The organism is Noviherbaspirillum sp. (assembly GCF_035627455.1).
GTDB lineage: Bacteria > Pseudomonadota > Gammaproteobacteria > Burkholderiales > Burkholderiaceae_D > Noviherbaspirillum.
In genome coordinates, this window is sequence record NZ_DASPLS010000042.1 from 31,493 (window position 1) to 54,984 (window position 23,492).

General features: G+C 60.7%; 20 protein-coding genes. 12 read left to right on the forward strand and 8 right to left on the reverse strand.

Going from position 1 to position 23,492, the window contains the following annotated elements:
- Nucleotides 1–32: 32 nt before the first annotated feature.
- The 3 genes from VEC01_RS08035 to VEC01_RS08045 all read right to left on the reverse strand — a co-directional run bounded on the left by VEC01_RS08035 (nt 33) and on the right by VEC01_RS08045 (nt 2,893).
- Entirely contained in the window at nt 33–581 is a 549-nt protein-coding gene (locus VEC01_RS08035; protein ID WP_324900289.1) for a hypothetical protein, read from the reverse strand.
- Between the two features lie 56 nt (nt 582–637).
- The gene (locus VEC01_RS08040; protein ID WP_324900290.1) at nt 638–1,930 is read right to left on the reverse strand and encodes a tyrosine-type recombinase/integrase; all 1,293 of its coding nucleotides are present in this window, start codon (nt 1,928–1,930) and stop codon (nt 638–640) included.
- Nucleotides 1,931–2,398: 468 nt separating this feature from the next.
- A complete protein-coding gene (locus tag VEC01_RS08045) occupies nt 2,399–2,893 on the reverse strand; it encodes a VOC family protein (protein WP_324900291.1) in 495 nt (164 codons plus the stop codon).
- 288 nt (nt 2,894–3,181) lie between these two features.
- On the opposite strand from VEC01_RS08045, the gene VEC01_RS08050 reads away from it, so the two are divergent.
- Genes VEC01_RS08050 through VEC01_RS08065 form a run of 4 tightly spaced genes read left to right on the forward strand, consistent with a single transcriptional unit; the run spans nt 3,182 to nt 7,364 of the window.
- Nucleotides 3,182–4,474: an extracellular solute-binding protein gene (locus VEC01_RS08050; protein ID WP_324900292.1), complete on the forward strand. Its 1,293-nt coding sequence runs from the start codon at nt 3,182–3,184 to the stop codon at nt 4,472–4,474.
- Nucleotides 4,475–4,494: 20 nt separating this feature from the next.
- Entirely contained in the window at nt 4,495–5,406 is a 912-nt protein-coding gene (locus VEC01_RS08055; protein WP_324900293.1) for a sugar ABC transporter permease, read from the forward strand.
- A gap of 35 nt (nt 5,407–5,441) precedes the next feature.
- Nucleotides 5,442–6,236 (forward strand): carbohydrate ABC transporter permease, encoded by a 795-nt coding sequence (locus VEC01_RS08060; protein ID WP_324900294.1) that lies wholly within the window; start codon nt 5,442–5,444, stop codon nt 6,234–6,236.
- An 18-nt stretch (nt 6,237–6,254) separates the two neighbouring features.
- A complete protein-coding gene (locus VEC01_RS08065; RefSeq protein ID WP_324900295.1) occupies nt 6,255–7,364 on the forward strand; it encodes an ABC transporter ATP-binding protein in 1,110 nt (369 codons plus the stop codon).
- Nucleotides 7,365–7,591: 227 nt separating this feature from the next.
- On the opposite strand, the gene VEC01_RS08070 is transcribed toward VEC01_RS08065, so the two are convergent.
- Nucleotides 7,592–8,518 carry a LysR family transcriptional regulator gene (locus tag VEC01_RS08070; RefSeq protein WP_324900296.1) on the reverse strand — a complete coding sequence of 309 codons (927 nt, stop codon included), beginning with the start codon at nt 8,516–8,518 and terminating at the stop codon, nt 7,592–7,594.
- 84 nt (nt 8,519–8,602) lie between these two features.
- Here VEC01_RS08070 and VEC01_RS08075 point away from each other — a divergent pair, with 84 nt between their 5' ends.
- On the forward strand, nt 8,603–9,220 hold the full coding sequence (locus tag VEC01_RS08075; RefSeq protein WP_324900297.1) for a LysE family translocator: 618 nt from the start codon (nt 8,603–8,605) through the stop codon (nt 9,218–9,220).
- A gap of 425 nt (nt 9,221–9,645) precedes the next feature.
- Here the strand turns inward: VEC01_RS08075 and VEC01_RS08080 are convergent, their stop codons facing one another.
- The gene (locus VEC01_RS08080; RefSeq protein ID WP_324900298.1) at nt 9,646–10,677 is read right to left on the reverse strand and encodes a GlxA family transcriptional regulator; all 1,032 of its coding nucleotides are present in this window, start codon (nt 10,675–10,677) and stop codon (nt 9,646–9,648) included.
- Nucleotides 10,678–10,824: 147 nt separating this feature from the next.
- Between VEC01_RS08080 and VEC01_RS08085 the strand changes: the two genes are divergently transcribed.
- The 3 genes from VEC01_RS08085 (at nt 10,825) to VEC01_RS08095 (ending at nt 13,912) form a co-directional block, all read left to right on the forward strand.
- Nucleotides 10,825–11,892, forward strand: coding sequence for a class I SAM-dependent methyltransferase (locus VEC01_RS08085; protein WP_324900299.1), 1,068 nt, complete (start codon nt 10,825–10,827; stop codon nt 11,890–11,892).
- A gap of 162 nt (nt 11,893–12,054) precedes the next feature.
- Nucleotides 12,055–12,345 carry a DUF4148 domain-containing protein gene (locus VEC01_RS08090; protein WP_324900300.1) on the forward strand — a complete coding sequence of 97 codons (291 nt, stop codon included), beginning with the start codon at nt 12,055–12,057 and terminating at the stop codon, nt 12,343–12,345.
- Between the two features lie 475 nt (nt 12,346–12,820).
- Nucleotides 12,821–13,912, forward strand: a complete 1,092-nt coding sequence (locus VEC01_RS08095; RefSeq protein WP_324900301.1) for a dienelactone hydrolase — start codon at nt 12,821–12,823, stop codon at nt 13,910–13,912.
- Nucleotides 13,913–14,323: 411 nt separating this feature from the next.
- On the opposite strand, the gene blaOXA is transcribed toward VEC01_RS08095, so the two are convergent.
- Nucleotides 14,324–15,121: a class D beta-lactamase gene (blaOXA, locus tag VEC01_RS08100; RefSeq protein ID WP_324900302.1), complete on the reverse strand. Its 798-nt coding sequence runs from the start codon at nt 15,119–15,121 to the stop codon at nt 14,324–14,326.
- A gap of 316 nt (nt 15,122–15,437) precedes the next feature.
- Here blaOXA and VEC01_RS08105 point away from each other — a divergent pair, with 316 nt between their 5' ends.
- The 4 genes from VEC01_RS08105 to VEC01_RS08120 all read left to right on the forward strand — a co-directional run bounded on the left by VEC01_RS08105 (nt 15,438) and on the right by VEC01_RS08120 (nt 19,928).
- On the forward strand, nt 15,438–15,683 hold the full coding sequence (locus VEC01_RS08105; RefSeq protein ID WP_324900303.1) for a hypothetical protein: 246 nt from the start codon (nt 15,438–15,440) through the stop codon (nt 15,681–15,683).
- Between the two features lie 182 nt (nt 15,684–15,865).
- Complete coding sequence (locus tag VEC01_RS08110; protein WP_324900304.1) at nt 15,866–16,630, forward strand: alpha/beta hydrolase; 765 nt, start codon at nt 15,866–15,868, stop codon at nt 16,628–16,630.
- A gap of 253 nt (nt 16,631–16,883) precedes the next feature.
- Nucleotides 16,884–19,487 (forward strand): sensor domain-containing protein, encoded by a 2,604-nt coding sequence (locus VEC01_RS08115; protein ID WP_324900305.1) that lies wholly within the window; start codon nt 16,884–16,886, stop codon nt 19,485–19,487.
- Nucleotides 19,488–19,634: 147 nt separating this feature from the next.
- Nucleotides 19,635–19,928, forward strand: a complete 294-nt coding sequence (locus VEC01_RS08120; RefSeq protein ID WP_324900306.1) for a hypothetical protein — start codon at nt 19,635–19,637, stop codon at nt 19,926–19,928.
- Between the two features lie 115 nt (nt 19,929–20,043).
- Here the strand turns inward: VEC01_RS08120 and VEC01_RS08125 are convergent, their stop codons facing one another.
- Both VEC01_RS08125 and VEC01_RS08130 read right to left on the reverse strand, forming a co-directional pair.
- Nucleotides 20,044–20,682, reverse strand: a complete 639-nt coding sequence (locus VEC01_RS08125) for an SOS response-associated peptidase (RefSeq protein ID WP_324900307.1) — start codon at nt 20,680–20,682, stop codon at nt 20,044–20,046.
- 87 nt (nt 20,683–20,769) lie between these two features.
- The gene (locus VEC01_RS08130) at nt 20,770–23,478 is read right to left on the reverse strand and encodes a bifunctional diguanylate cyclase/phosphodiesterase (RefSeq protein ID WP_324900308.1); all 2,709 of its coding nucleotides are present in this window, start codon (nt 23,476–23,478) and stop codon (nt 20,770–20,772) included.
- Nucleotides 23,479–23,492 lie beyond the last annotated feature (14 nt).

Genomic DNA, 23,492 nt, shown 5'->3' on the forward strand with positions numbered 1-23,492 from the left:
TGGTTTCTTCAAAAACCATGTACTCGATTTCGTCACTCGCCGCTATCTCTCACAATCGGCCGACCGTGGCGCTTTGGCATTATCGGCAACTGCCCGATAATCAGGCACTTGATGTCAGTCGCCGGCTCATCTTTGCTTAAGTCGATAAGAAATGGATGCGCCTCATATACTTCCACCACATGATTTCTCGGCACCTGCAGCTCCTCGGCAATCCGGTCAAAATCCAACGTCGTGAATGCACCGCCCTTAAGCCGGTGCTGTGCGAGCGCATTCAGGATGCTGAGTCTTTTGTTCTCAAGCGCATGCGCGCGCTTGCGCGTTGCCTTGCTTACCAGCTTTACGCCGAATGCCTCGTCGAAGGTACGCAACGCACCGCTGCGCAGTCCGTGCGTGATGGCGGACACGGCATCACGCAACCAGTCTGGCATCACCAGTTGGGCGTGGCCGCAGAAGTCGATCGCTGCCCAGACCGCGGTTTTGTCTCCGGCCAGGTACAACTGTTCCAAGTGTTCGAGTTGCGCGAGCAGGGCGTCATCACCCCACATCGCTTCTTGCACTCGCTTCGATAGATTGACTGTCATCCTGTACTCCCTGGATCGGGCTGATAAGAACCTTTTGTTGTTGTCGCTGGCGGCTGTTACGTCTTCCGCCGAAGGTTGACCACCTTGGCAGGTAACGCAACGCCGGCGGCTTCGAGAATGGCCGTATTGGCTGTCTCCATCGCGCGCCGGATCGGATCGAGGTCCATCTGTTGATAAATGAGGCTGGCCGCAGCGGTCTTGTGCCCGAGCGCCTGCATTGACGTCGCCATATTGGCGCCGGTCGCCGCCAGCGCGCTGCCGACGGTATGGCGCAGGTCGTGGAAGCGCAGGTCAGTGATGCCGGCGCGTTGCAGCACCCGTCGCCACGCACCTTTCGGTTCGGTCAGGTGCCCTGATTTACCGCTGCCGGGGAATACGTAAACCGCGGCGTCCGCCGGCCGCCGGCGCTGCAGGATACCGACTGCCTCTTTGGTCAGGATGACAGCGAGGGGTTCACCGTTCTTGGTACGCGGGATTTCCCAGATGCCGCGCGCCAGATGGACGTGCGCCCATTGCATCGCCAGGACGTCCGCGCGGCGCGCGCCAGTCAATAGCGCCAGCAGGAACACGTCGCGGAAGTTGGACGGTTCTGCCGCAAGTGCCTGGAAGAACGCCGGCATTTCGTCCGGCTGGATGAATCGCTTGCGGTGCGGCTCCGGGAACAACTTGACGCCCGCGGCCGGATTCTGGCCGCGGTACAGCCCGCCGTCGATGGCGAAGTTGTACAGGCTCGACAGGACGGCGATCGCGCGGTTGGCGGCGTAGCGGTGTTCCTTGCCAATCGCGGCATGCAGGTCCTTGGCCATCTTCGCGGTGACGTCGGCCAGCGGGCGCGGCTGCAGGCGCTTGAGGTGGGTGTCGAACAACGCCTGGTATTCCCGACGGGTCTTGGCGGCGAGGTGGTCTCCACGCTTATTGCGGCGCTCATCCAGGAAGCGCGGGAACAGGGTGCCCAGGGTCAGGATAGCGCCGTCGGCACGCCGGATGTCGTCGACCGTGGTGCCGTCGTGCAGCGCGGTGCGCACTGCATCAGCCAGTGCCCGCGCCTTGCGTACATTGAGCGGGTACTGGTGCCGGACGCGCTCGAGCAGGGTGCGTTCGCGCGAAAACTCCTGTGATTCGGGCATGTCGGGGTCGAACGGGCCGAGTGTGATGCGCTCCGGCTTGCCGCCCACCTTGCGGTAAAACTGGAAGGTTTTGTGGCCGGATGCGGTGACTTGCAGGACCAGGCCGCGCGTCTCCGGGTCGCGGTAATACGTGCGTTTGCCGGCCGGGGCGGGCGGTAGCTTGGTGATAGCGGTGCGCGTGAAGCGCAGCTCGGTTGCGGGGCGCTCGGAAGAGGGCGGCATACGGTCCTTGCGGTGGTTCGGTGCTACCGCGGTGCTACCGTGGTGCTACCGGAGTCATGCAATTTTGTTGAAAACCGGATAACGTCATCGAGGTGGAGTATGCCGCGTATAGAGGGAAATCGCAACTGCGCAAACTCGCGCAAACATGGTCGAGGTCGGCGCTTGCTGATTCGTAATCAGTAGGTCGGAGGTTCGACTCCTCTCATCAGCACCAGAAAAGCAAAGGGTTAGCACCGCAAGGCGCTAACCCTTTTTTCTTGGTGTTCCCAATGCGCTGTCTGCCGACACCCCCGGCGGCGACTGCGCTTCGCATCCGGCACCGCTTTGCGTCGCCTGGTGTAGCTCCTGGCGGCTGGCCGCCGGCTCTGACGACAAACATTTCAGCAGGAACGGCCAGAACCGGCCGGTCAGCAATTCCCCTCAGATATGAGCAGGGGAACAGGGAGGGGGCATGCGGGACACGCTCCATTAACCGGACAGGTTCCGGCCCAGCCGCGCCGCCTCTATCGCGGCGATGTCGATCTTCTTCATGGTCATCATCGCGTCGAATGCGCGCTTGGCCGCGGCCCGGTCGGGGTCGGATATTGCCGCGATGAGGGCGCGCGGGGTGATCTGCCACGACAATCCCCACCGGTCCTTGCACCAGCCGCATTCGCTTTCCTGGCCGCCATTGCTGACGATGGCGTTCCACAAGCGGTCGGTTTCAGCCTGGTCGTCGGTCGCGATCTGAAAAGAGAAGGCCTCGTTGTGCTTGAAATGCGGGCCGCCGTTCAGCCCGATGCAGGGGATGCCGGCGACGGTGAACTCGACCGTCAGGACATCGCCGTGCTTGCCGTCGGGATAGTCGCCCGGCGCGTAAAAGACTTTGCCGACTGCGCTGTCGGGAAATGTTTCGGCATAAAAGTTTGCGGCATCGACCGCGCCGCCTTCGTACCACAGACAAATCGTGTTCTTGCTGGTCATTTCGTGTCTCCTGAAGAATTGAACACTGGCGTTTGCCTCCGTCAAAAAATCTCCAATCGTCCACCTTGCGGCGCCTTGGTCGGTCAGATGACACTAATGCCGTTGCAGGCATCCGTCAATGTCGCACATTCCCGCAGCGGGCGCGCGCTCAAAGCATGCGTATGGCCGGCGGGCACTCTGAGCCCGCCGTACCAGTCCAAATCCAATTGCGGTGGCGCTCGGCAGGATCGGGCACGCGCCTGCTCTCATCCAGTGCTGCCGGCAAGGTGGCGACAATTCCAAAGGGACATGATGCACCCTGGACGACTACTAATCATTCTTGCGCTGGCGTTGACGTCCAGCGCACCGGCGCTGGCGCAGGTCGAGGTCAGGCTATGGTCTTTGCTCAACGGCGGCGATGGCGAGCGCATGCGCGAGATGATCGACGACTTCAATGCCAGCCAGCGGGAAGTCAAGGTCATCAGCACCACGCTCAAGTGGGGCGAGCCTTTTTATACCAAGCTCATTACCGCCTCGGTCGTGGGGGCCGGCCCCGATGTGGCCACGGTTCACCTGTCGCGCATCGGCAACCTTGCAGGCGGGGGCGTGCTGCGCCCCGTTAGCGCCGGCGAGCTGCAGCGTTCCGGCCTCAGACAGGACGAGTTCTACCCGCGGCAATGGAACAAGGCAAGCTATCAAGGCCAGGCCTATGCCGTTCCGCTCGATCTCCACACGCTGGTGCTGTACTACAACAAGGCGCTGGCAGGCCGGGCGGGCCTGCTCGATGCGGAAGGCGAGCTCACGCGGATCGAAGGCATTGCCGCATTGACGCAAGCGTTCAAGAGCATCAAGGAACGCACCGGTGCGCAAGGCATGACGATGGAGAGCAGCGCGCAAAGCTCCTATGCCATCTGGCGCCTCTGGTTATCGATGCTGGCGCAGCGGCACACGCCGCTGATCACAGGCACGCGCTTTACCTTTGGCAAGGAAGGCGAGGATGCGCTGGCCACGGTCAGTGACTGGTTCGCCAAAGGCTATGCGAGCCGTGGCCTCGATTATGCTGCATCAACCAGCCAGTTCATTGGCGGGAAGGCGGGATTCATGATCAATGGTGTCTGGGAAGTGCCTGCGCTGGTCGCCGCCAGGAAGAAGGGCGTATTGGGCTTTGAGTACGGCATCGTGCCCTTGCCGCGCATGTACGGCGACGCCAGTGCATGGGGCGATTCGCACGGTTTTGCGATTCCAGCCAACGGGAGGCGGCCGCCACCGCAGGAAAAAGTAGATGCGGTCATGAAGTTTATTGCGTATGTCAGCAGACATTCGATTGGTTGGGCCGAGGGCGGTCATATTCCAGCCTACCGGCCGGTGGCGGAATCCCCCAGGATGCGCGCACTGCAGCCAAACGCAATGTACGCCGCTTCCGTGCAGAACGTCATTTACGATCCGGACGGCTGGTATGCCGGAGCGGCAGGCCCTTTGCAGACGAACGCTGCGAAATACCTGCCCGCTGCCCTGTCCGGGCAACTGACCCCGGCGCAGGCGCTGCGCATGTTCGAGACTGAATCCGCCCGGCTGCTGGTAAAGCCGGCGCCCAAATACTGACCGCACAACGCTTGCGCCTGATGAAAACCTTATCCATGACCGGGAAAGCTGCACCGGGACAGGCAAGCAGGCGCGGCGCTTCCGGGGCCGGCGCAGCATTTCTCATGCTGGCGCCATTCCTCTTTGTGTTCGTGCTGTTTTTCCTGGCGCCGGCGCTGCAGACGTTCATCATGAGCCTGACTGAAAGCAGTCTGACACGCACTAACGCCTTCATTGGCCTGGCGAACTATGCCACGCTCATGCACGACCCGGCGTTCTGGAACTCCCTGCGCCATACGCTGTATTTTGCCGTGCTGACCGTTATGCCCCTCGCGGTGCTTGGGCTGGTCATGGCAATGCTTGTCGATCATTTTCAGCGCGGCCGCAGCCTGTTGCAGGCATCGTTTTTCCTGCCGTTTGTGCTGCCGGTCTCCGTGATGACATTGATTGTCGACTGGATGCTGCATCCGGCGTTCGGGCTGGTCAACCATATCGTCGGCGGGGAACGTGCCTGGCTCGCGGATCGCGACTGGGCGATGCCTGCGGTCGCGCTCGGCACAATCTGGTGGACCGTCGGTTTTAATATGCTCCTGTTTCTGGCCGCGCTGCGCAACATTCCGGCAGATCTGTACGAAGCCGCCACGCTCGACGGCGCCAACCGTCTTCAGTTGTTCCGCCACATCACCTGGCCGGCGTTGCGACCGACGTTCGGCATGGCGCTGATTCTGCAACTGATCGCCTCATTCAAGATTTTCGGTCAGACCTATATTCTTACCGGAGGCGGCCCGTTCAATACGACGCGCGTGACCTTGCACTACATGTATGAAACCGCATTCGTCCAAAGCGACGCGGGTTATGCCGCCGCCATTGCGATGGCTTTCGTTGTCGTTGTCACCTGCCTCTCATTGTCCCAGATCGGCATCATGAACTGGCTGGGCAGGAGGGGCGGATGAGGTCGACCGCTGCCTTGCCCTGGACTCTGGTTGCATTGACGGCTTCGGCAGCCCTGGCGCTGCTGTGGCTTGCGCCGCTGCTGTGGGCAGCCAGTACCGCGCTTCGTCCCGAGCACGAGACGGTGTCTGCGGTATTTCACTGGCTGCCGCAGACATGGACGCTCGATGCCTTCGCCAAGGTGTTCGCTGCCGGCAGCCTGCCGCGCTGGCTGTTCAACAGCGCCCTTGTGGCGCTATTGGTGACCATGTTGACCATGGCCGTGAGCATCACCGCCGCGTATGCCTTCTCGCAGATGACATTCCGGGGCAAGCGATGGCTGTTCGCGCTGTCGATGATCGCGTTCATGCTGCCGTTCGAGTCGCTGATCGTTCCGCTCTTTCGCTTGATGAACCAGCTCCGGCTGATCGATACCTATGCCGGCATCGTTCTTCCGCAACTCGTTTCGCCCGTGACCATCTATGTCTTCAAGCAGTTCTTCGATGCCGTTCCAGGCGACTTCCGGGATGCGGCCGTCATGGATGGTGCGTCGCCGTGGCAGGTGCTTCGTTACGTCTATCTTCCGGTAAGCGGCAACATCGTCTGGGCGATGTCCATCGTCGTCTTCATCGGTGCCTGGAACAACTTTTTGTGGCCCTTCATCGTCATTACGTCATCCGAGATGATGACAATTCCGCTCGGCTTGACGCAAACCCAGGATGCGTTTGGCGTCCGGTACGCGCAAATGATGGCAGCTGCTTTGTTGGGCGGCACGCCGGTGGCGCTCGCCTATGTGCTGTTTCAGCGGCGCGTGACCGAAGGCATGCTGGCCGCGACCGGCCTCAAGGGTTAATTCTTATCGGAGCACACGATGGCATCGGTTCGTCTGCGCGGGATCGGCAAGTCATTCGGCGATCAGGAGGTGATCAAGGGGATCGATCTCGACATTGCAGACGGCGAGTTTGTTGTCCTCGTCGGGCCGTCAGGCTGCGGAAAAACCACGCTCCTGCGCATCATTGCCGGACTGGAGAGCCCGACAAAGGGGGAAATCGATATCGACGGCCGCCGCAGCAACGACATCGCCGCCGCCAGGCGGGGAATGGCGATGGTCTTTCAGAGCTATGCGCTGTATCCTCACATGACGGTAGCGGAAAACATGGGCTTTGCACTCAAGCTTGCGGGTGTCGCAAAGGAAGAGATTGCTGCATCCGTGTCCAGGGCGGCGGACATTTTGCAGATCGGACATCTGCTTGACCGCAGGCCTAAAGCACTATCGGGAGGACAGCGCCAGCGCGTGGCGATCGGGCGCGCGATCGTGCGCAGGCCTGGCGTGTTTCTGTTTGACGAGCCATTGTCGAATCTGGATGCGGCGCTGCGGGCACAGACGCGTGTCGAAATCGCGCGGCTGCACAAGGAACTGAAAACGACCACGATCTATGTCACGCATGACCAGGCGGAGGCAATGACGCTGGGCGAAAAAATCGTCGTGCTCAATGCAGGAATCATTGAGCAGGCCGGCACGCCGCTCGACCTGTACGCGCGTCCTGCAAACCGGTTCGTGGCCGGGTTTCTCGGATCGCCGCGAATGAACTTCCTCGATGCCCAACTCGAGTCCATTGCCGAGAGCGACACCCTGCTCGTTTCTGTCCGGCTGACCGACGGCACGCTCGTGCATGTAGCGGCAAATACGAACCGCGCCGAGTCGGGGACCTCCGTCACGCTGGGCGTGCGGCCGGAGCAATTCACGGTAATGCCGCGGGACCCGGCTCCCGGCGCCATCGCGGCGAAGGTTGCAGTGATCGAGCATCTGGGGGATAGCATGATCGTATATGCGCAGGTAGAAGGCATGCCGGACCTGATGGCGGTCAAGTGCGGCGCGGATGCGCCTGTCCCGCCCGTCGGATCCGGTATTTCACTGGCTTTCCGGCCCACCCATGCGCACTTGTTTGATCCGCATGGTGTGGCGTTCGCGCCGGACTGAATGCGTGACTGCGTGAAGTTGGCTAAATGATCACCAGCAAGTAGAACTTAAAGACCGTTCCGCGACGCCCGCTTAGTTATTTTCGTTTCCCCATTTTCACGCCGGACTGTCCAGTGAAAGGCCTCGCCGAAATGGCTGGCCAAGGGAACAGCCGCACGCACGTCACTCGGCGCACCTGCACTCGACATTAGCCTTTTTCCGGTCGCTGGCGGCGCTCTCATGTTTGCCTATGTCTTGTCGGCTGCCAGGGATTTGAGCCATTCCTGCAAAAAGAAATGGGCGCTGCCCGGAGCCGCCTCTTGGGGCGCAAGCAGATGGTAGCTGGTGCCATCCTCCGAGAAACCGAGCGGCGCGACGAGCAGGCCCGCCTCCAAGTCGTCCTGTACCATTTTGCAGGGGCCGATCGCTACTCCCAGGCCTGCTAGCGCTGCCTGGAGGCTGAAGTAGAAATGTTCAAAGAACTGGTCCGGCCCACCGTAGCCTTCAAGCGGGACATGACCCGAGACTGAGAGCCACTCCTGCCATGCGGTGGGCCGGGTGCGGCTCTGAAGGCGGGGGGCGCCAGGCCGCAGGACCGGCACCTCCCCGGACGTATCGAAAAACGTATTGACTTTATCGGGACGGCACACTGGCCCCGTTTTCTCCGCAAACAGGTAAGTCACGTTCAGAGCCTCGGGCCATTTGAAGTCGTTCCGGCGGATGGCGAGGTCGATGCCGCTTTCAAACTTGAACGGCCCGCCGCCGGCGACCAGGTGCACGTCGTGCTCAGGATACTGCTTCCTGAATTCCGGCCAGCGCGGAATAAGCCAGCGCATCAACAGTGTTGGCTCGCACGAAACAACGAGTGGCGATGTCTGTGCTGCCTTCCGCAATTCCTGAGTCACCCTTCGAATGACTCCCAATCCTTCGCTCACGCCTTGAAACAGCTTCTGTCCCTGGTCGGTCAGGAATACGCGTCTGTTTCGCCGTTCGAAAAGGGTTACGCCGAGGTCCTCCTCCAGCAGGCGGACAGCGCGGCTGATTGCGCCATGGGTGAGGTGCAATTCTTTCGCGGCACTCGTGAAGCTCTCCGCACGCGCAGCAGCCTCAAAGCAGCGCAATGCCAGGAGGGAGGGCAGGTGTGAAGCACCGATCTGTGAGTTCGAGTCACGCATACTGTTAGTACAAATCGTTAGACGAATAGAGGCTGTAAGAATAAGATTTTAGCTACATTTTTTTAGTTCCAGGGGGATATCGCCATGACTGAACTGTTAGCTGTAGTCACAATCACCGTGCTGGCTGTCATCAGCCCGGGCGCCGACTTTGCAATGGTTACCCGCAACAGCCTCGTGCTATCCCGGCGCGCTGGAATCTTGACTGCGATGGGAATCGGGCTGGGGGTACTGGTCCATATTGCGTACACCATGCTCGGCGTGGGCCTGCTGATCAAGCAATCGTTATGGATGTTCCAGGCGATCAAACTCGCGGGCGCTGTCTATCTGGTCTACCTGGGGATGAGGTTGCTGTTATCGCGTCCGGGCAGCGTCGCAAACTCACCTGACGGGCCGCCATTGACGGATTTTGGGGCGCTGCGCGCCGGCTTCTTCACCAATGTATTGAACCCGAAGACAACGGTTTTCATTGTTAGTCTTTTCATCCAGGTCGTTGATCCTGCTACCGCCATGCATGTGCAATTCGCCTACGGCGCATTTATCTCGCTTGCACATGTAACCTGGTTTGTTCTGGTCGCGCTTTTCTTTTCGGCAGATACGATACGCGAACGACTTGTCGCAGTACGCCACTGGATCGACCGCGCCTTTGGCTGCCTCCTCGCTGGATTTGGTGTTCTCCTTGCGACAAGCACACCTTCCCGCTGAGGCTCCTGTCCGGCAATCATTCAAACGCGCAGGCGCCGGCGCCTGACAGTGGCGAGCCCGTGGATAGCCCGCATTTCCGTTATCGCCATGGCGGCCCGGTGCAGCGGCGCGGGACAGGAAGAGGGTGGGGAAGATTCCCGGATGGGTAACCCCTTCGGACAGCCGCGGGAACCGGGCCCGCGCCGGTGGGCCCGGCCGTGATGCACGCTTGGACGGGGCCCGACCCTGTGCGGCGCGCCGCGCCTTGCGCCGCATCCCTTCTGGGTCGAGTGCCGCCCCCTGCATTAATTTGAAAGCCGCTCTAGGCTGTGTTTGACAAGCTACTGCGCGAACCGGATTGACGCCTGCGTTGCTCTGCGTACCTCGCGTACGCGTGCGCTACTCGACGCCAATCCGGCCCGCTCGCTACGCTTGTTAAACACAGCCTAAGCGCGCGCGAAATCCGGAATCCGAAAGCGCTTGCGGTAGTCCCCCGGGGCCAGCCCGGTCGTGCGCTTGAACAGCCGGCGGAAGAAGGCCGGGTCTTCATAGCCGACCTGCCAGCTGATTTCGTCGATGGATACCTCGGTGCGCTCCAGCCGGCGCTTGGCATCCTCTATCCGCAGGCGCTGCACGTAGCTCAGTGGAGTGAGGCCGGTGGCGTCGGTGAAGCGGCGCTTGAAGGTGCGCTCGGCAAGGCGCGATCGCTTGATCATTTCCTCGACGGGATTCGCGACCGGGAAGTGCGTGTCCAGCCATTGCTGGGCGCTCTGGATGTCGCTGTCCGCGTGGTCGCGCCGGCCCTCGAAAACGATGTAGGGGGTGAGCCCGTCCTGGTGCCACTGCAGCGCAAACATGCGCGCGACTTCCTGGGCGCCGGTGGCGCCGACATAACGGGCGATCAGGTAGAGCACGAGGTCATGCCAGCTCATCGACGCGCCCGAGCTCACCAGTTCTTCGCGTACGCCCGACACGACCAGCACGCGCTCCGGATGAATCGGGACGGCAGGGAATGCGGCGCTGAACTGCCTGGCGTACCCGAAATGGACCGTCGCATCCCGGCGGTCGAACAGGCCGGTTTCGGCCAGCAGGAAAATCCCCGAGCAGGCTGAACACAGCAAGGCGCCCCGCCGATGCATCCTCTCCAGCCATGCGACCAGGCGCGGGTAGCGCCCGGGCTCCCAGCCGTGCGGCCCGAGCAGGATGGACGGGACGATCACGATGTCGGTGGAGTCGATGTCGGCGACCGCGCGCTGCACCTTGACCGGGACGCCGCTTGCCAACTCCAGCGGCCCCGTCGCCTCGCCCACGATCTGGATCTGGAAGGGCGGCCGCGCAGCCGTGCCCGGCAGGCCCATCAGCGCAAACGCGTTCATGACGTCGAAGATGCCGGTCAGCGTGGAAACCACCGCGTCCGGCAGCGCGACGAGGCTGACGTGACGCGGGTCCGGGCCCGCATGCGCGGAGGGCGCATTCATGAGTGTCCCTCCGTGCCAAGAGGAAAGCGCCTCGCTGGCATAAATGAACCGGTTTCGGGTGAATCCGGCTCTGCCCCGCATGCGGCCGACGTGCGATTCTGTGCTCGCAGTCTCAACACGACGACAACCCACCTGGAGGTAATAAGCATGGACGCATCCGTGATAGATCAAACCAAGCTCGAATCCTTTGTCATGCGCGCCATCGGCGACCTGTCCGCCGGCTACGGCGGCGTGATGGTCAGTCTCGGCAGCAAGCTCGGTCTTTACAAGGCGCTTGCCGGCGCCGGACCGCTGACTTCCGCCGAGCTTGCACAACGCGCCGCATGCGCCGAACGCTACGTGCGCGAATGGCTCAATTCGCAGGCCGCAGGCGGCTACGTCAACTACCACGCCGTCAGCGACACCTATGAGCTTGCGCCTGAGCAAGCGATGGTCCTGGCCGATGAGGACAGTCCAGTATACATCCCAAATGCGTGGAATGTGCCGGCATCCATGTGGTTCGACGAAGACAAGGCGCTCGAGGCGTTCCGCACCGGCAAGGGCATCGCATGGGGCGATCATCACGGCCGGCTCTTTTGCGGCGTCTCGGCGTTCTACCGCAACGCCTACCGCGGCAGCCTGCTGTCGGAGTGGCTGCCAGCGCTCGACGGCGTCGTGGAGAAACTCCATGCCGGCATCAGCGTCGCCGATATCGGCTGCGGCTACGGCCATTCGACCATGCTGATGGCGCAGGCATTTCCGCGCTCGCGCTTTCACGGGTTCGACGCCCATGCGGATTCTATCGAGGAGGCAAGAGGCATCGCCGCCAACGCCGGCCTGTCGCCGCGACTCGGCTTCGATGTTGCGCGTGCCGTGGACTACCCCGGCAACAACTATGGGCTGATCTGCTTCTTCGATTGCCTGCACGACCTGGGAGACCCGGTGGCCGCCGCGCACCACGCGGCCGAAGTGCTGGCGCCTGACGGCACGATCATGCTGGTCGAGCCGTTCGCCAACGATCGCACCGAAGACAATATTTCGCCGGTCGCACGTCTCTACTATGCGGCGTCGACCACGATCTGTTGCGCACACGCCGTCGCCGAGGGCGGACACATGGTGCTGGGCGCGCAGGCCGGCGAGGCGCGCCTGGCGGCAGTGTTCCGCAAGGCAGGATTCACGCACATCCGACGTGCCGCGCAGACCCCGTTCAACCTCATCCTCGAAGTGCGCAGGTGAGCGCGCACGGAGTGCGGATGCGAATAGCGACAGTGCGCCTTCCAAGCAGGGGTGCACACAGGGACAGAGGCGCGATGGGCATCGGCCGGTCGCGCTGCACCACTCAGGAAATCCGTTGCGGCCTGCACGACCGCACAACACTTAACCGAACAGGAGTTGAAAATGAACATCAAGACCATCTTTGCTGCCATTGCCGTCACCGCCGCCGGTTCCGCTGCCGCGGAGGCCGTTTATCCCTACGTCGACCACAGCAAGTTCACGAGTACCAAGACCCGCGCCGAGGTTCGCGCCGAACTTGAGCGTGACTATGCAGCGGGAATTCGCACCGCGGACCGCAGCCCGGAGTTTTTCGACTTCACCTACGCCGTCTCCACCCGCAGCCGCGAGGAGGTGCAGAGGGAAGCCATCGAGGCAGCGCGGGCACCCGAGAGCAACGCGAGCGCCGGCGGCTGAGTGCGCGGGTGTCCGGATTGCGCCGTCGCGCATCCATTTCGGATGGACGCGACGGCGCTTTCAGGAAGCGTTGCTGCATTTCGTGAAGACGCCGGTTGAAATGTTGACGTTCTTGCCGACAAGACCAGCCAGGTACTAACCAGGTCTCTCGCATCTTGCCGTTGGACCGGACTCAATAACATCGACCCTGCCAAGCGCCATTCGGCACCTGATCCTGTTTTTACGCCCCATGAGCGTTGACTCCTCTCTGCGTGAGTGGCTGCCTCGGGTCGACCGAAGCAGCTCCTCGGAAAAGGAAGAAGGTCCGACACCAGCTAGGAAGCGTCCGGCGACATCCAGTCACTGAACCTGAAATTCCGTGCCGAAAAGATAGGAGCTGGTTCAGGCCGTTCTAGCCAGTGCCCCATGTACCTGGTATTGCAACATCCGGCTCCCGTTGGCACTATCCGGGATTTGGTGTCCAAGTACAGCTCCAATGCACAACAAAATGCGGCTTCGCCTGGCGGGCTTCTTCGGCGTCGTATTTTCCCTCGTGGTCGCAAGCGCCCATGGAGAAGCGCCGAGCACGGGATTCATGCAATTGCCTCAGGCTGATGGCGGATCGGTAACGGTCTTCTATCCCTCGTCTGATCCTGAGAACGTTTTTTCCCAAGGACCTTTTCGTCTCTCGCTCGCGTCCAAGGGCAATCCGGTGAAGGGTAATGCCCGCTTGATTGTCATATCGCATGGATCCGGCGGGTCGCCGTGGGTACACGCCGACTTAGCCCGCACTCTTGTGAAGCGCGGCTTCACCGTAGCCTTGCCGCAACATCATGGCGACAATTACCTCGATTCTTCTGGGCCCGGACCCAGTAGCTGGAGCAAGAGACCTCAGGAGGTCTCGATGGCTATCGATGTCGTCGCAGGCTATCCACCGCTTGCCGCCCATCTCTCGCTTGACGCCGTCGGCGTGTTCGGCGGCTCTGCAGGCGGGCACACGGCGCTATCTCTGGCGGGAGGGATATGGTCCAACCCGCGCTTTAGAGAGCATTGTGACAAAAACATTGCGCAGGATTTCTCCTCGTGCGTCGGCTTCATCACCTCGCTTGACGGGAGCTGGCTGGACGGACTGAAGATGTGGTTCGCCAAGCAAGTGATCGCCGCTCGCTTCAGCGACGACAGCGTCCATCAGTATGAGGACTCACGCATAAAGGCGGCTATAGCCATGGTTCCTTACGCCGCCGATTTCGTTCCGGAATCTCTGTCTAATCCTAAGATCCCGCTGGGTCTGGTGATTGCGGATAAGGACGTCAACCAGGTACCGAAATTTCACGTCGAAGCAATACTGAACGCGTGCGCTCCGCGGTGTGAGGTGGTAATGCGAATGCCTGATGCCGGACACGGAGCGATGCTTTCACCAATGCCGCCCCTGGAGCCGGGCAGCATTGGCAGCACCTTGTTGAGCGATCCGCCGTCATTTGATCGAACCCAGGAAATTCCGGAGCTTAATCAGCGGATTACTGACTTCTTCATCCGGAATTTATTGCACCAGCCGAAGCTGGATCAACAGGATTTTGTGCGCCAATAAGATAAGCATTGCCGCAAAGCGGGCGCGGCATACGTGGCAAGCTCGAGGGAGATGACTGACAAGGAAAGATCGCTTCGGGTCGTTTTCCGCCTTTCAACTGCACTTCTGAAACGTCCGTTTGAGGTCAATTTACTGGCGCTGTTTGCGACCACCGATCAACCGGCGGCCGTCCTGAATCAATGCTCGCCAACACCGAATTCGCAGTTCATGGGAGCGGCGCGCCATCTACAGGTCGGGCACGATGCGCTTGCCGTAAAGAGAGACGACCAGATGGCGCACCTTCAGGCGCGGCGCGCTGACTCCTTTCATTGGCGCTGCTCGGCGGCCGCCGCTGGCCGCCGGCGTGCGTCTGCAATTACCCGGGACGCACCCGGCAAACAGCGGCTGCGCCGAGCCTCGACGCGGCAAGCTTCACTCGGGCGGCAGCGCCTTGATGGAACGCAGAATCGCGCGGGCAATCTCCTGGCGTTTCGCGAGGTCGCCCATGCGGTTCGGCGTGTCGATGTTCAATGCGAAAAACACGGGACCGGCGGGCCACTCGACCCAGCCTATCCACCAGCCGATTTTTCCGCTCCAGCCCGTTTTCGCTCTCAGTATCCAGTCCCGGCCGGCCTCGTTGATCATGACATCCTTCACGAGGCGCTGGTGCTCGGTACGGAACGGCAGCTTGTTGTGGTAGAGGCGGCGCAAGAACGCGATCTGCTCATGCGCCGAGATCGCCAGGTCTCCTTCGACCCAGAAGGGGGCGCGTCCGCCGGTGCTGGCGTTGCCATATCCCAGCCTTTTCAGGTAATCGGCTTCACGCTTGTCGCCAAGCTGCCGCGCGAATCGTTCATAGACCCAGACGGTCGAGTTGCGCATTGCGGCGCGCAGGTCCTGGTCTTCGTTCCATGCTTCCATGCCGCGCATGACGCCATCCCAGGGGATGACCTGGAATTCGTCGCGCAGCAGTCCGGCGTCCAGTGCAAAAAGGCTGTGCGGGATCTTGAAGGTCGACGCCGGCGAGTAGCGTCGCTTCGCACGCTCCTGGTCGTGGACAAGCATGGCGTCGCGGTTTGCGCGGGCGTCGGCGACGACGATGGTGCCGCGCGCGTCCGCGTCGGAAAAAAACCTGGACCAGTCCGCTCGTTCCTGCGGCACCGGCGCGGCAAAAGCGCGGAGCGTGAGGGCGATGGAAAAGCCGGCAACAAGAAAATGACGTCGATTCATCGCACGGAATATATCAACAAACCGGATTTTCTTCCGGCCGGGACCTCGTCTCCCCGGACGGGTCCGCCGCCTCGTTTTCTGCCAGCGCCGATGAATACGGCTTCAAGCGGGCATAATGTGAAGCGGGAATTCATCCGTTCGCTGGCTGTTGACGCAGGGCCGCTTTGAACTGTCCAACCCGGTTTCGGCATCTGCACTGTTTCGCCATGACATGCTTTCGTTCCAGTGCACCGCCCGCCGCGGCTGGACCGTCTGGCAGGCCGGTTACGGGTAGAGCGGGCGCGCACGGCTAAACGAGCTTACCGAAGGAGTTTTCATGAGCGTATTCATCAAGCCCGTATTCGAGGGTACCGTGGTTTTCGAAGGCAAGGAGCTGTTCAAGGGGCAAGGCGCGGCAAAGCAATGGGCGCAGCAGGTCGGAAACGAGTTGGGCGTCCCGGTCGAGGCACGCAAGATCGGCACCGGCTGGGCGCTGGTCGGCAACCTGGACGGCGTCGAGACCGTATGGGGCATCTACGGCCAGCGGCTCAAGCGCATCTCGCCTTCTTCAAGCGAAGGCTGACCGCTGGCGGTTGGCGTGACAACGCCAGGCCGCAGTCAGCGATGTGAAACAGGCGTTTTGTGATGCAGGTGAAGCCCCAAAGGAGGTGCCGATGTTCCCGCTGGACAAGCCGAACGCTGCCGTCAGCACCGGGCGCTTGATAGAGCAGTCTTTACTCGCGAGTGAATAAACCCGGGCGTTAAATGCAGAAGACACTGAGCCTCTTTCTGTTTGCCGGCGTTGTTGCCTATCTGGCCGCATGTCTTGCGCTGTTTCTCTTTCAGCGCGCGCTTATTTATTTTCCTCCATATAAAGCGGCATACCCCGCTCCCAGGATCTCCACGCTTGCAGTGTCCGGCGCCGAGATCAAGGTTTCCGAAAGGCCGCTTCAAGGGACAAAAGCAGCACTTTATTTGGGGGGGAATGCGGAAGATGTTTCAGCGAGTCTGCCGATACTGGAAGCCGCGTTTCCAGACCACGCCTTATACCTGCTGCACTACCGCGGCTATGCGGGAAGCTCGGGAAAACCGACTGAACAGGCGCTGGTGTCCGATGCGTTGGTTCTTTTGGATCGAATCGCGGCCGAGCACAGTGAAATCGTGGTTGTCGGCCGCAGTCTCGGAACCGGCGTGGCGGTTCATGTGGCAAGCGTTCGCGACGTCAGGAAACTGGTTCTTGTCACCCCCTTCGACAGCCTGCAGGAGCTTGCGGTCCGGCAGTTCCCATTTTTCCCGGTGCGATGGCTGCTCAGGGATAAATACGAATCGTGGCGCTATGCGCCCCGAGTGAAGGCTCCCACCCTGATCCTTGCCGCTCAACACGATGAAGTCATCCCGGCGTGGAGCACGTCGCTGCTATTGTCCCGCTTTTCAGAAGGAGTCGCGTCAATGAAAGTGATCAGTGGCACGGGCCATAATTCAATCTCGGAAAGCGCGTCCTATATACCCATGCTCCAATGGGCGAGGTGATCAACTTGTTTGTTCCTGGAATAACAAAGTCGACGGAGTCGTCTTTGTTTTGTGATCCCCGTCGAAGTAATGCGGGATCGCCGCGCGTTGGACCGGATCATGGGGCGGTGCGAATGCTTAACACGCCGCATCGATGCCTTTTGGTGACGGTTGTGTGAACTCCGGTTTGAAACTTCCTTGCGAACAAAACAAGATGTACACGTGTCTTACCTCCTCGAACGATTCCCTACGGAAGATGTTGACAGGAGAGAGGATGGCCGAGCCAATTGATTTTTTTTCGTATCTGCAAGCGTCTCCAACGCCTTATCTCATTCTCGCGCCGGACCTCACGATCACCGACGTCAATGCGGCATACGAAAAAACGGTGAAGCGGCCGCGGCATACGCTGGTCGGCCGTAATGTATTTGACGTCTTCCCGGCCAGCCCGGGCGACCCGGATGACAATGCCGTATTTCTCTTGCAGCAGTCCTTTCAGCGGGTACTTACCTTCCGAAAGCCCGACGTCCTGACCATGCATCGTTACCCGATCCCGGTGCCGGTGGAACAAGGACTCCAGTTCGAAGAGCGGTACTGGACCGCACTCAACACACCGTTGCTGGACCATCACGGCAACATGGTTGGGATATGTCATCACGCGATGGATATGACGGAAATCCACGCCCTCAAGAACACGATGCGGGCAGCAAGGATCGTGGAGCAGGAAGTGAGTCAACAAGATGATTCACGCTCCGCAGCCATTCGCGCAACAGTCAATGTGCTCGATGCAGAACGGCAACTGCTGCGGCAACTGTTTGAGCAAACCCCAAGCTTCACCGCTTTCATGCGCAGCCCGGAACACGTGTTCGAACTGGTCAATCCGGCGTTTTCCGAATTGATCGGCCATAGAAACGTCATCGGGAAGATGTTCAAGGATGCCTTTCCCGAATTCGCCCACGATGACTTCATCGAACGGCTCGACGCCGCATACAAGTCCGGCGAAGCGTATACGACCAAGAGCAAACGTATCGTGCTCAACCTGGAAAACGGCGCAAAGCGGGAAGCGTTCGTGGACCTGGTGTACCAGCCGATCACCGAAATCGAAGGCAGCGTCTCGGGTATCTTCTTGCAGGGCAATGACGTAACAGAGCAAAAACTGGCGGAAGACGAACGCAATGCGGCGCTGGAAGAAAGCGCACGGCTTGCGCTGGTCGCGCAGAAAATCACCAGTGCGGTCACGATCACCGATAACAAAGGCATCATCGAATGGGTCAATCCGGCATTCACGACGCTGACCGGCTATACCGCGGAGGAAGCAACGGGAAAACCGCTGGTGGCGTTGCTGTGCGGTCCGGATACGAGTTCACAGACCGTGGGGGTGATGGAAAACGGGATCCGGTCCAGGACGTCGTTCGAAGTCGATGTGCTGCACTACCAGAAGTCCGGGCAGCCATTCTGGCAAAACATCAAGGCCGATCCGGTCCTTGACGGGGACCATTCACTACGTCATTTCATTGCCGTGCAGACCGACATCAGCGAAAAGAAAAAGTCAGACGATCTGATCTGGCAGCAGGCAAATTACGACCCGTTGACCAGCCTGCCGAATCGCCGCCTGTTCCGTAACCGGCTGGATCAGGAAATGAGGAAAGCATATCGCAGCGGTCAGCAGATCGGCTTGCTTCTCATTGACCTCGACCGCTTCAAGGAAGCCAACGATCTGCTCGGCCATGACGCCGGCGACGTGCTGCTCGAGGAAGCCGCCAGGCGCATCTGCGCTTGCGTTCGTGATTCGGACACCGTCGCGCGGCTGGGGGGTGATGAGTTTACTGTCATCATGACTGCGCTTGACGATGAAGCGCATGTCGAGCGTACCGCGGAAAGAATTACCGACGCGCTGGTGCAACCGTATCGCCTCGGTAGCGAGGTCGTCTATCTCTCTGCCAGTACCGGCATCACGCTTTATCCGGAAGATGCGACCAGCCTGGAAGCACTGATCCGCAATGCCGACCAGGCCATGTACGCAGCAAAGAACGCCGGCAGAAACCAGTTCAGCTACTTCACGCGGTCCATGCAGGACCGTGCGCACGCAAGAATCCGGTTGGGCGGGGATTTGCGATCCGCGCTGGATGGGGGGCAACTGCATGTGTATTACCAGCCGGTCATCGATCTTTCAACCGGCCGCATCGCCAAGGCGGAAGCGCTGCTGCGATGGCGTCATCCGACGCTCGGTCCCGTTGAGCCTTCACGCTTCATCCCCATTGCCGAAGAGCTGGGGATGATTAACCAGATCGGCGATTGGGTGTTCAAGGAAGCAGCGTCCTGCTCCAAGCGATGGAGCGAGGATATCGGCGCGCCGTTTCAGGTGAGCGTCAACAAGTCGCCGATTCAATTCCTGTCCGATGGTGAAGCCGTCGACTGGCTGGATCACTTGCGGCATCTCGGCCTGCCAGGAAACAGCCTCACCGTCGAGATTACGGAAGGCTTGCTGCTCAAAGCGTCGCCTCAGGTAACGGAGCGGCTGCTGCATTATCGGGATGCGGGGATTCAAGTCGCGCTGGACGATTTCGGCACCGGCTATTCTTCGATGTCATACCTGAAAAAATTTGATATCGACTATCTGAAAATCGACCAATCGTTTATCCGGGACATGGAAGTTGACCGCGACAACCGGGCGATTGCCGAGTCCATCATCGCGATGGCGCATAAATTAGGCATAAAGGTGATCGCCGAAGGGATCGAAACGAATGCGCAGGAAGCCTTGCTCCGTTCCGCCGGGTGCGATTACGGGCAGGGGTATCTCTTTTCGCAGCCGCTTACCTCGGCTGAATTTGAACAATTGCTGTCGACGCGGCCGCGCGGGAGCTCGGCCTCTCTTCACTGATGCGGTACGGGCTGCCGCGCCGGCCGGCCCGGAGCCGACGAATAGACAACGGGCGCGGCAGGCAAGACTCCCATGTCTATGTGATGTGTCGAAAAGTAAATGGTCATACACTAGAATTCACTATTAGTTACGGGATCGAAAGACCGAATGACCTTTGGTTCATGTGATGAGTGTGGTGAACGGCCCTCTTACACCTCCGAAAAGTGTGAAGCATGCGGGTACAGATTTTCCCGTGTGCTGGCGGACTCGGAAGTCGAAGATGCATTGTCCCGTATAGACAGCTCGCCGGTATATCGGTATGCCCGTCTGCTCGGGCTGGGCCTGGCCTTCGCCGCTATCGCGGCTGCGACACTGCACAAGACGGGCGCGGCGATCGGCCTGGCAGCGGCGGGAACACTGCTGTTTCTGACCGGCACAGTCGGTGCATGGTGGAATGACTAGCTGCATTGAGAATGATCAAAGGAAATATTTCCTTTTCAGTCAACGACTTGCAGAAAAGCCCACTGGTTATCCACAGTCTTTCCCACAGATTTTGTGGGTAAGTGTCACTGCCGTATCAGCGTGGTGCCGGCTTCGCCGACAGGCGTTCCGCCGGGTAGGGTTTGAAGAAGTGCGGCGCATCGGCAAGCGGCGCGTGCAGCCATTCATCGTATTGCTCCGGGCTCAGGAGCACCAGCATGCGCTTTTCGTCGTCCGGCTTGTGGAAACGCTGCATCACCGGATGCGCGTCCGCGTTAATGGTCAGCATGGACATCGATAGCAGCGGCAGTCCGTTCGGACCATCCTGCTTGTATTCCCAGATCCCGGCAATACCGAGCGGCGCGCCGTCGGCGTCACCGATTTCCCAGCGCACCGCTTTCCCGGTTTCGTAGTTCGGCTCGAAGAAGGAAGCGGCCGGCACGATGCAGAACTGTCGACGCTTCCAGGCGTTGCGGAAACTCGGCTTCGCCGCCACCGTTTCGGAGCGCGCATTGTAGGTCTGGCGCGCAAGCTTCACATCGGCCCAATGCGGAACGATGCCGAACATCGCCAGCGCGCAGGCGCGATCGCCGGGGACGGCATCCGCGCGAGGCGGCCTGATCATCGGCGCCATGTAGCCGGGGAAGGTTTCGCTCTTGAATTCCGAGTCGGGCGGCGCAACGCCGAAGTGTTGCTGCAACTGCTCGGAGCGGGAGGGGAGATAGTTCGCGCACATGGAGGGATTGTAGCGCCGGCGGCGCCGGGCGCCGCATGCGCGGCGTCAGGATTTCGCCGTTCCCGTGGTGGCGGAAGCGGAAATGCGTCAGACCGGCCGCAGGCGGTCCGGCCCTACCGGCGGCGAAAGCAGGACATGCTTCAGCATCATCTTGCCCATTTCCCCTGCTGCAACCGCCCTGGAGATGAAATACCCCTGGATCTCGTCGCAAGAGAGCTTGTGCAGGATGTTCACCTGGTCGATTGTCTCGACCCCTTCCGCCACCACAGCCATGTCCAGCGCTTCCGCCATCGACATGATGGCCCGGAACAGTTTCTGCGCCTCGGAGCCTTCACATAGCGCCCGGGTGAATTCGGAGTCCACCTTCAGCACGTCGACGTCCAGCCTGTGCAACTGGGAAATCGAGGAATAGCCGGTGCCGAAGTCGTCGATCATGAGCGTGATTCCCAGCTGGCGAAGCGCTGTGAGTTCGCCGGACACGACCTTGCTCCGGTCGATTACCGCCGACTCAACCAGTTCCGCTTCGATGCCGCCTGGCGCAACCCCGTACTGCTTCATGCAGCGGTCGAGGAAGCCGCTGAGCGTCCCGGTCTTGAGCTGCTGCGCCGATACGTTGACCGAAACAGGCACCATCGGCAAACCCTGCTGTTTCCACTGCGCGATCTGCCGGCACACCTTTTCAATGACGATCTCCCCGATCTGGACAACCAGACCCATGTCCTCCGCGACATCGATGAACTCGCTGGGATACACCAAGCCGTGCTGGGGCCGCTCCCAGCGCACCAGCGCTTCCATGCTGGTCAACTTGCCGGACGCGAGTCCGACGCGCGGTTGGTAGTGCACCACAAATTCATCGTTGGCAATGGCTTCCCGCAATGCGCGCTCCTTGTTGAGCCGCAGGATCAGGGAATCCGAAAGATGCGCATGGTAGAACGCAAAGCGGCCCTTGCCGGCGGCTTTCGCCGCGTACATCGCAATGTCGGCATTCTTCAACAGCGTGTCCGCATCTTCGCCGTCCTGCGGGTACACGCTGATGCCGATCGATGCGCTCACATGATTTCCGGTGCCGGCGTCGAGTTCGAACGGCTTGCCTATCGCGTTCACAAGAGCCCTGGCCACCCGCGTCACATCCTCTTCCACATCCAGGTCATTGAGGATGACGACGAACTCATCGCCGCCGAGCCGCGCCACGTAGTCGCTCGCGCGCACCGTGTCGCGCAAGCGCTGCGCCGCCTGTATCAGCAAATCGTCGCCGGCGTCGTGGCCCAGCGAGTCATTGATGTTCTTGAAGTTGTCCAGGTCGATGAACAACAGCGCAAACTGTCCGGCGCGCCTGGCGGCAGTGCTGACCGCGTTGGGCAGGTAGCTCGTGAGCGAGTTCCGGTTCGGCAGACGGGTAAGCAGGTCATTGTTGGCCAGGTCCGCCAGTGCCTCTTCCTGTTTCTTCGCCTGCGATATATCCCTGATCGTCACTGCCAGTCCCACATCCGAGCGGACAATGCGGCGGTAAACCCACTGCGCTTTCATCGGACTGGAGGAGGGCACGCGCTGTTCTTCTTCCAGCATGCCCCTTTCCAATGCCAGCTTGCAGCGTGCCATGGCTTCATCCCTGAAGGACTCCGGCTGGAACTGCGACACGTTTTTGCCGACAAGCTGTGCCCGTGTCGTGCCCAGGAGTTCGGCGCCCTTGTTGTTGCAATCCTCCAGCCTGAAGTCGACCGCCTCGCCATCGCGGTTATGGATCGGCCGGAACATGTAGAAGCCCTCGTTGGCCGAGTCGGTAGCCATGCGGTACGTCTCTTGTGTTTCTTCGACCTGCCTGCGGCGGCGTCCCAACTTGTGGGCGACGTAGGCGGCCATTAACGAGCTCGCCAGGATGACGGCGCTCTCCAGGAAGGCCATCCGGCGGTCATGCTCCGCCTGCGCGCTGTACGGCGCCATCGCATCCTGATACGACAGGCCCGCGACGACAACCAGCGGATAATTGTCCAGTTTTTTCCAGGCCACGTGGCGGGCCCGCCCGTCCGCGAATATCTCTGCCGGTTCCAGTGCGACACCGGCAGGCGTCCTGAATACAGGCTCCTGACGGTAAAGCATCTGGAGTCCGTCAGTGCTGTCCGCGATTTTGCTGGCCAGCAAGGTTCCAGTGTCAAGGAAAACTGACGCGAAGCCGTGCATCCCGGGAATGGCCGCTTCCTGAAAAGTCATGAGGTAGGGAGGTTCGACCGCGACGACCGCAACGCCAGCGAAAGAGCCGTCGCGCCGATCCAGTCGGCGCGAGAAACGGACAATCTGGCGTCCGGTAGCGGTGCTGGGGCCGGGCCGCGAGATGTGCAGCCCGCCGCAGCAGTCGCTTTGATGAAACAGGAAATAGGGTTGTTCGGCGATACTGCCCGGCCTCTGCCCGGTGATTGTCGTCGTCACGACATCTCCGTTCTGGTCGAAAATGTTCGCATACAGCAGTTGGCCGGCAGGAAAAAGACCGAAAGTGCTTTCGTCTTCCAGATTCACGCCCGACGCATGGTTCTCCCATTGATATTTCAGGCGTAACGTGACCTGGTCGATGTGCTCCACCATGTGGCGCATCTGCTGTGCGTAGGAAGCGGCGGATGCGATCGCCGCCTGCCTCGCGTCGGCTTCCGCTTCTTCCCGCGCTGCCGCGCTGCGTGACAAGGTATAAGTCCAAAGCAACGCCACCAGGGAAAGACCGATCAGCGGCCATGCCAGCACTTTCAGCCAGTCACGTCGCTTCTGACTCGGTAATCCTCGCTTCTCAGGCGCGCGCCAACTTCGCATGGGATCGATTCTCC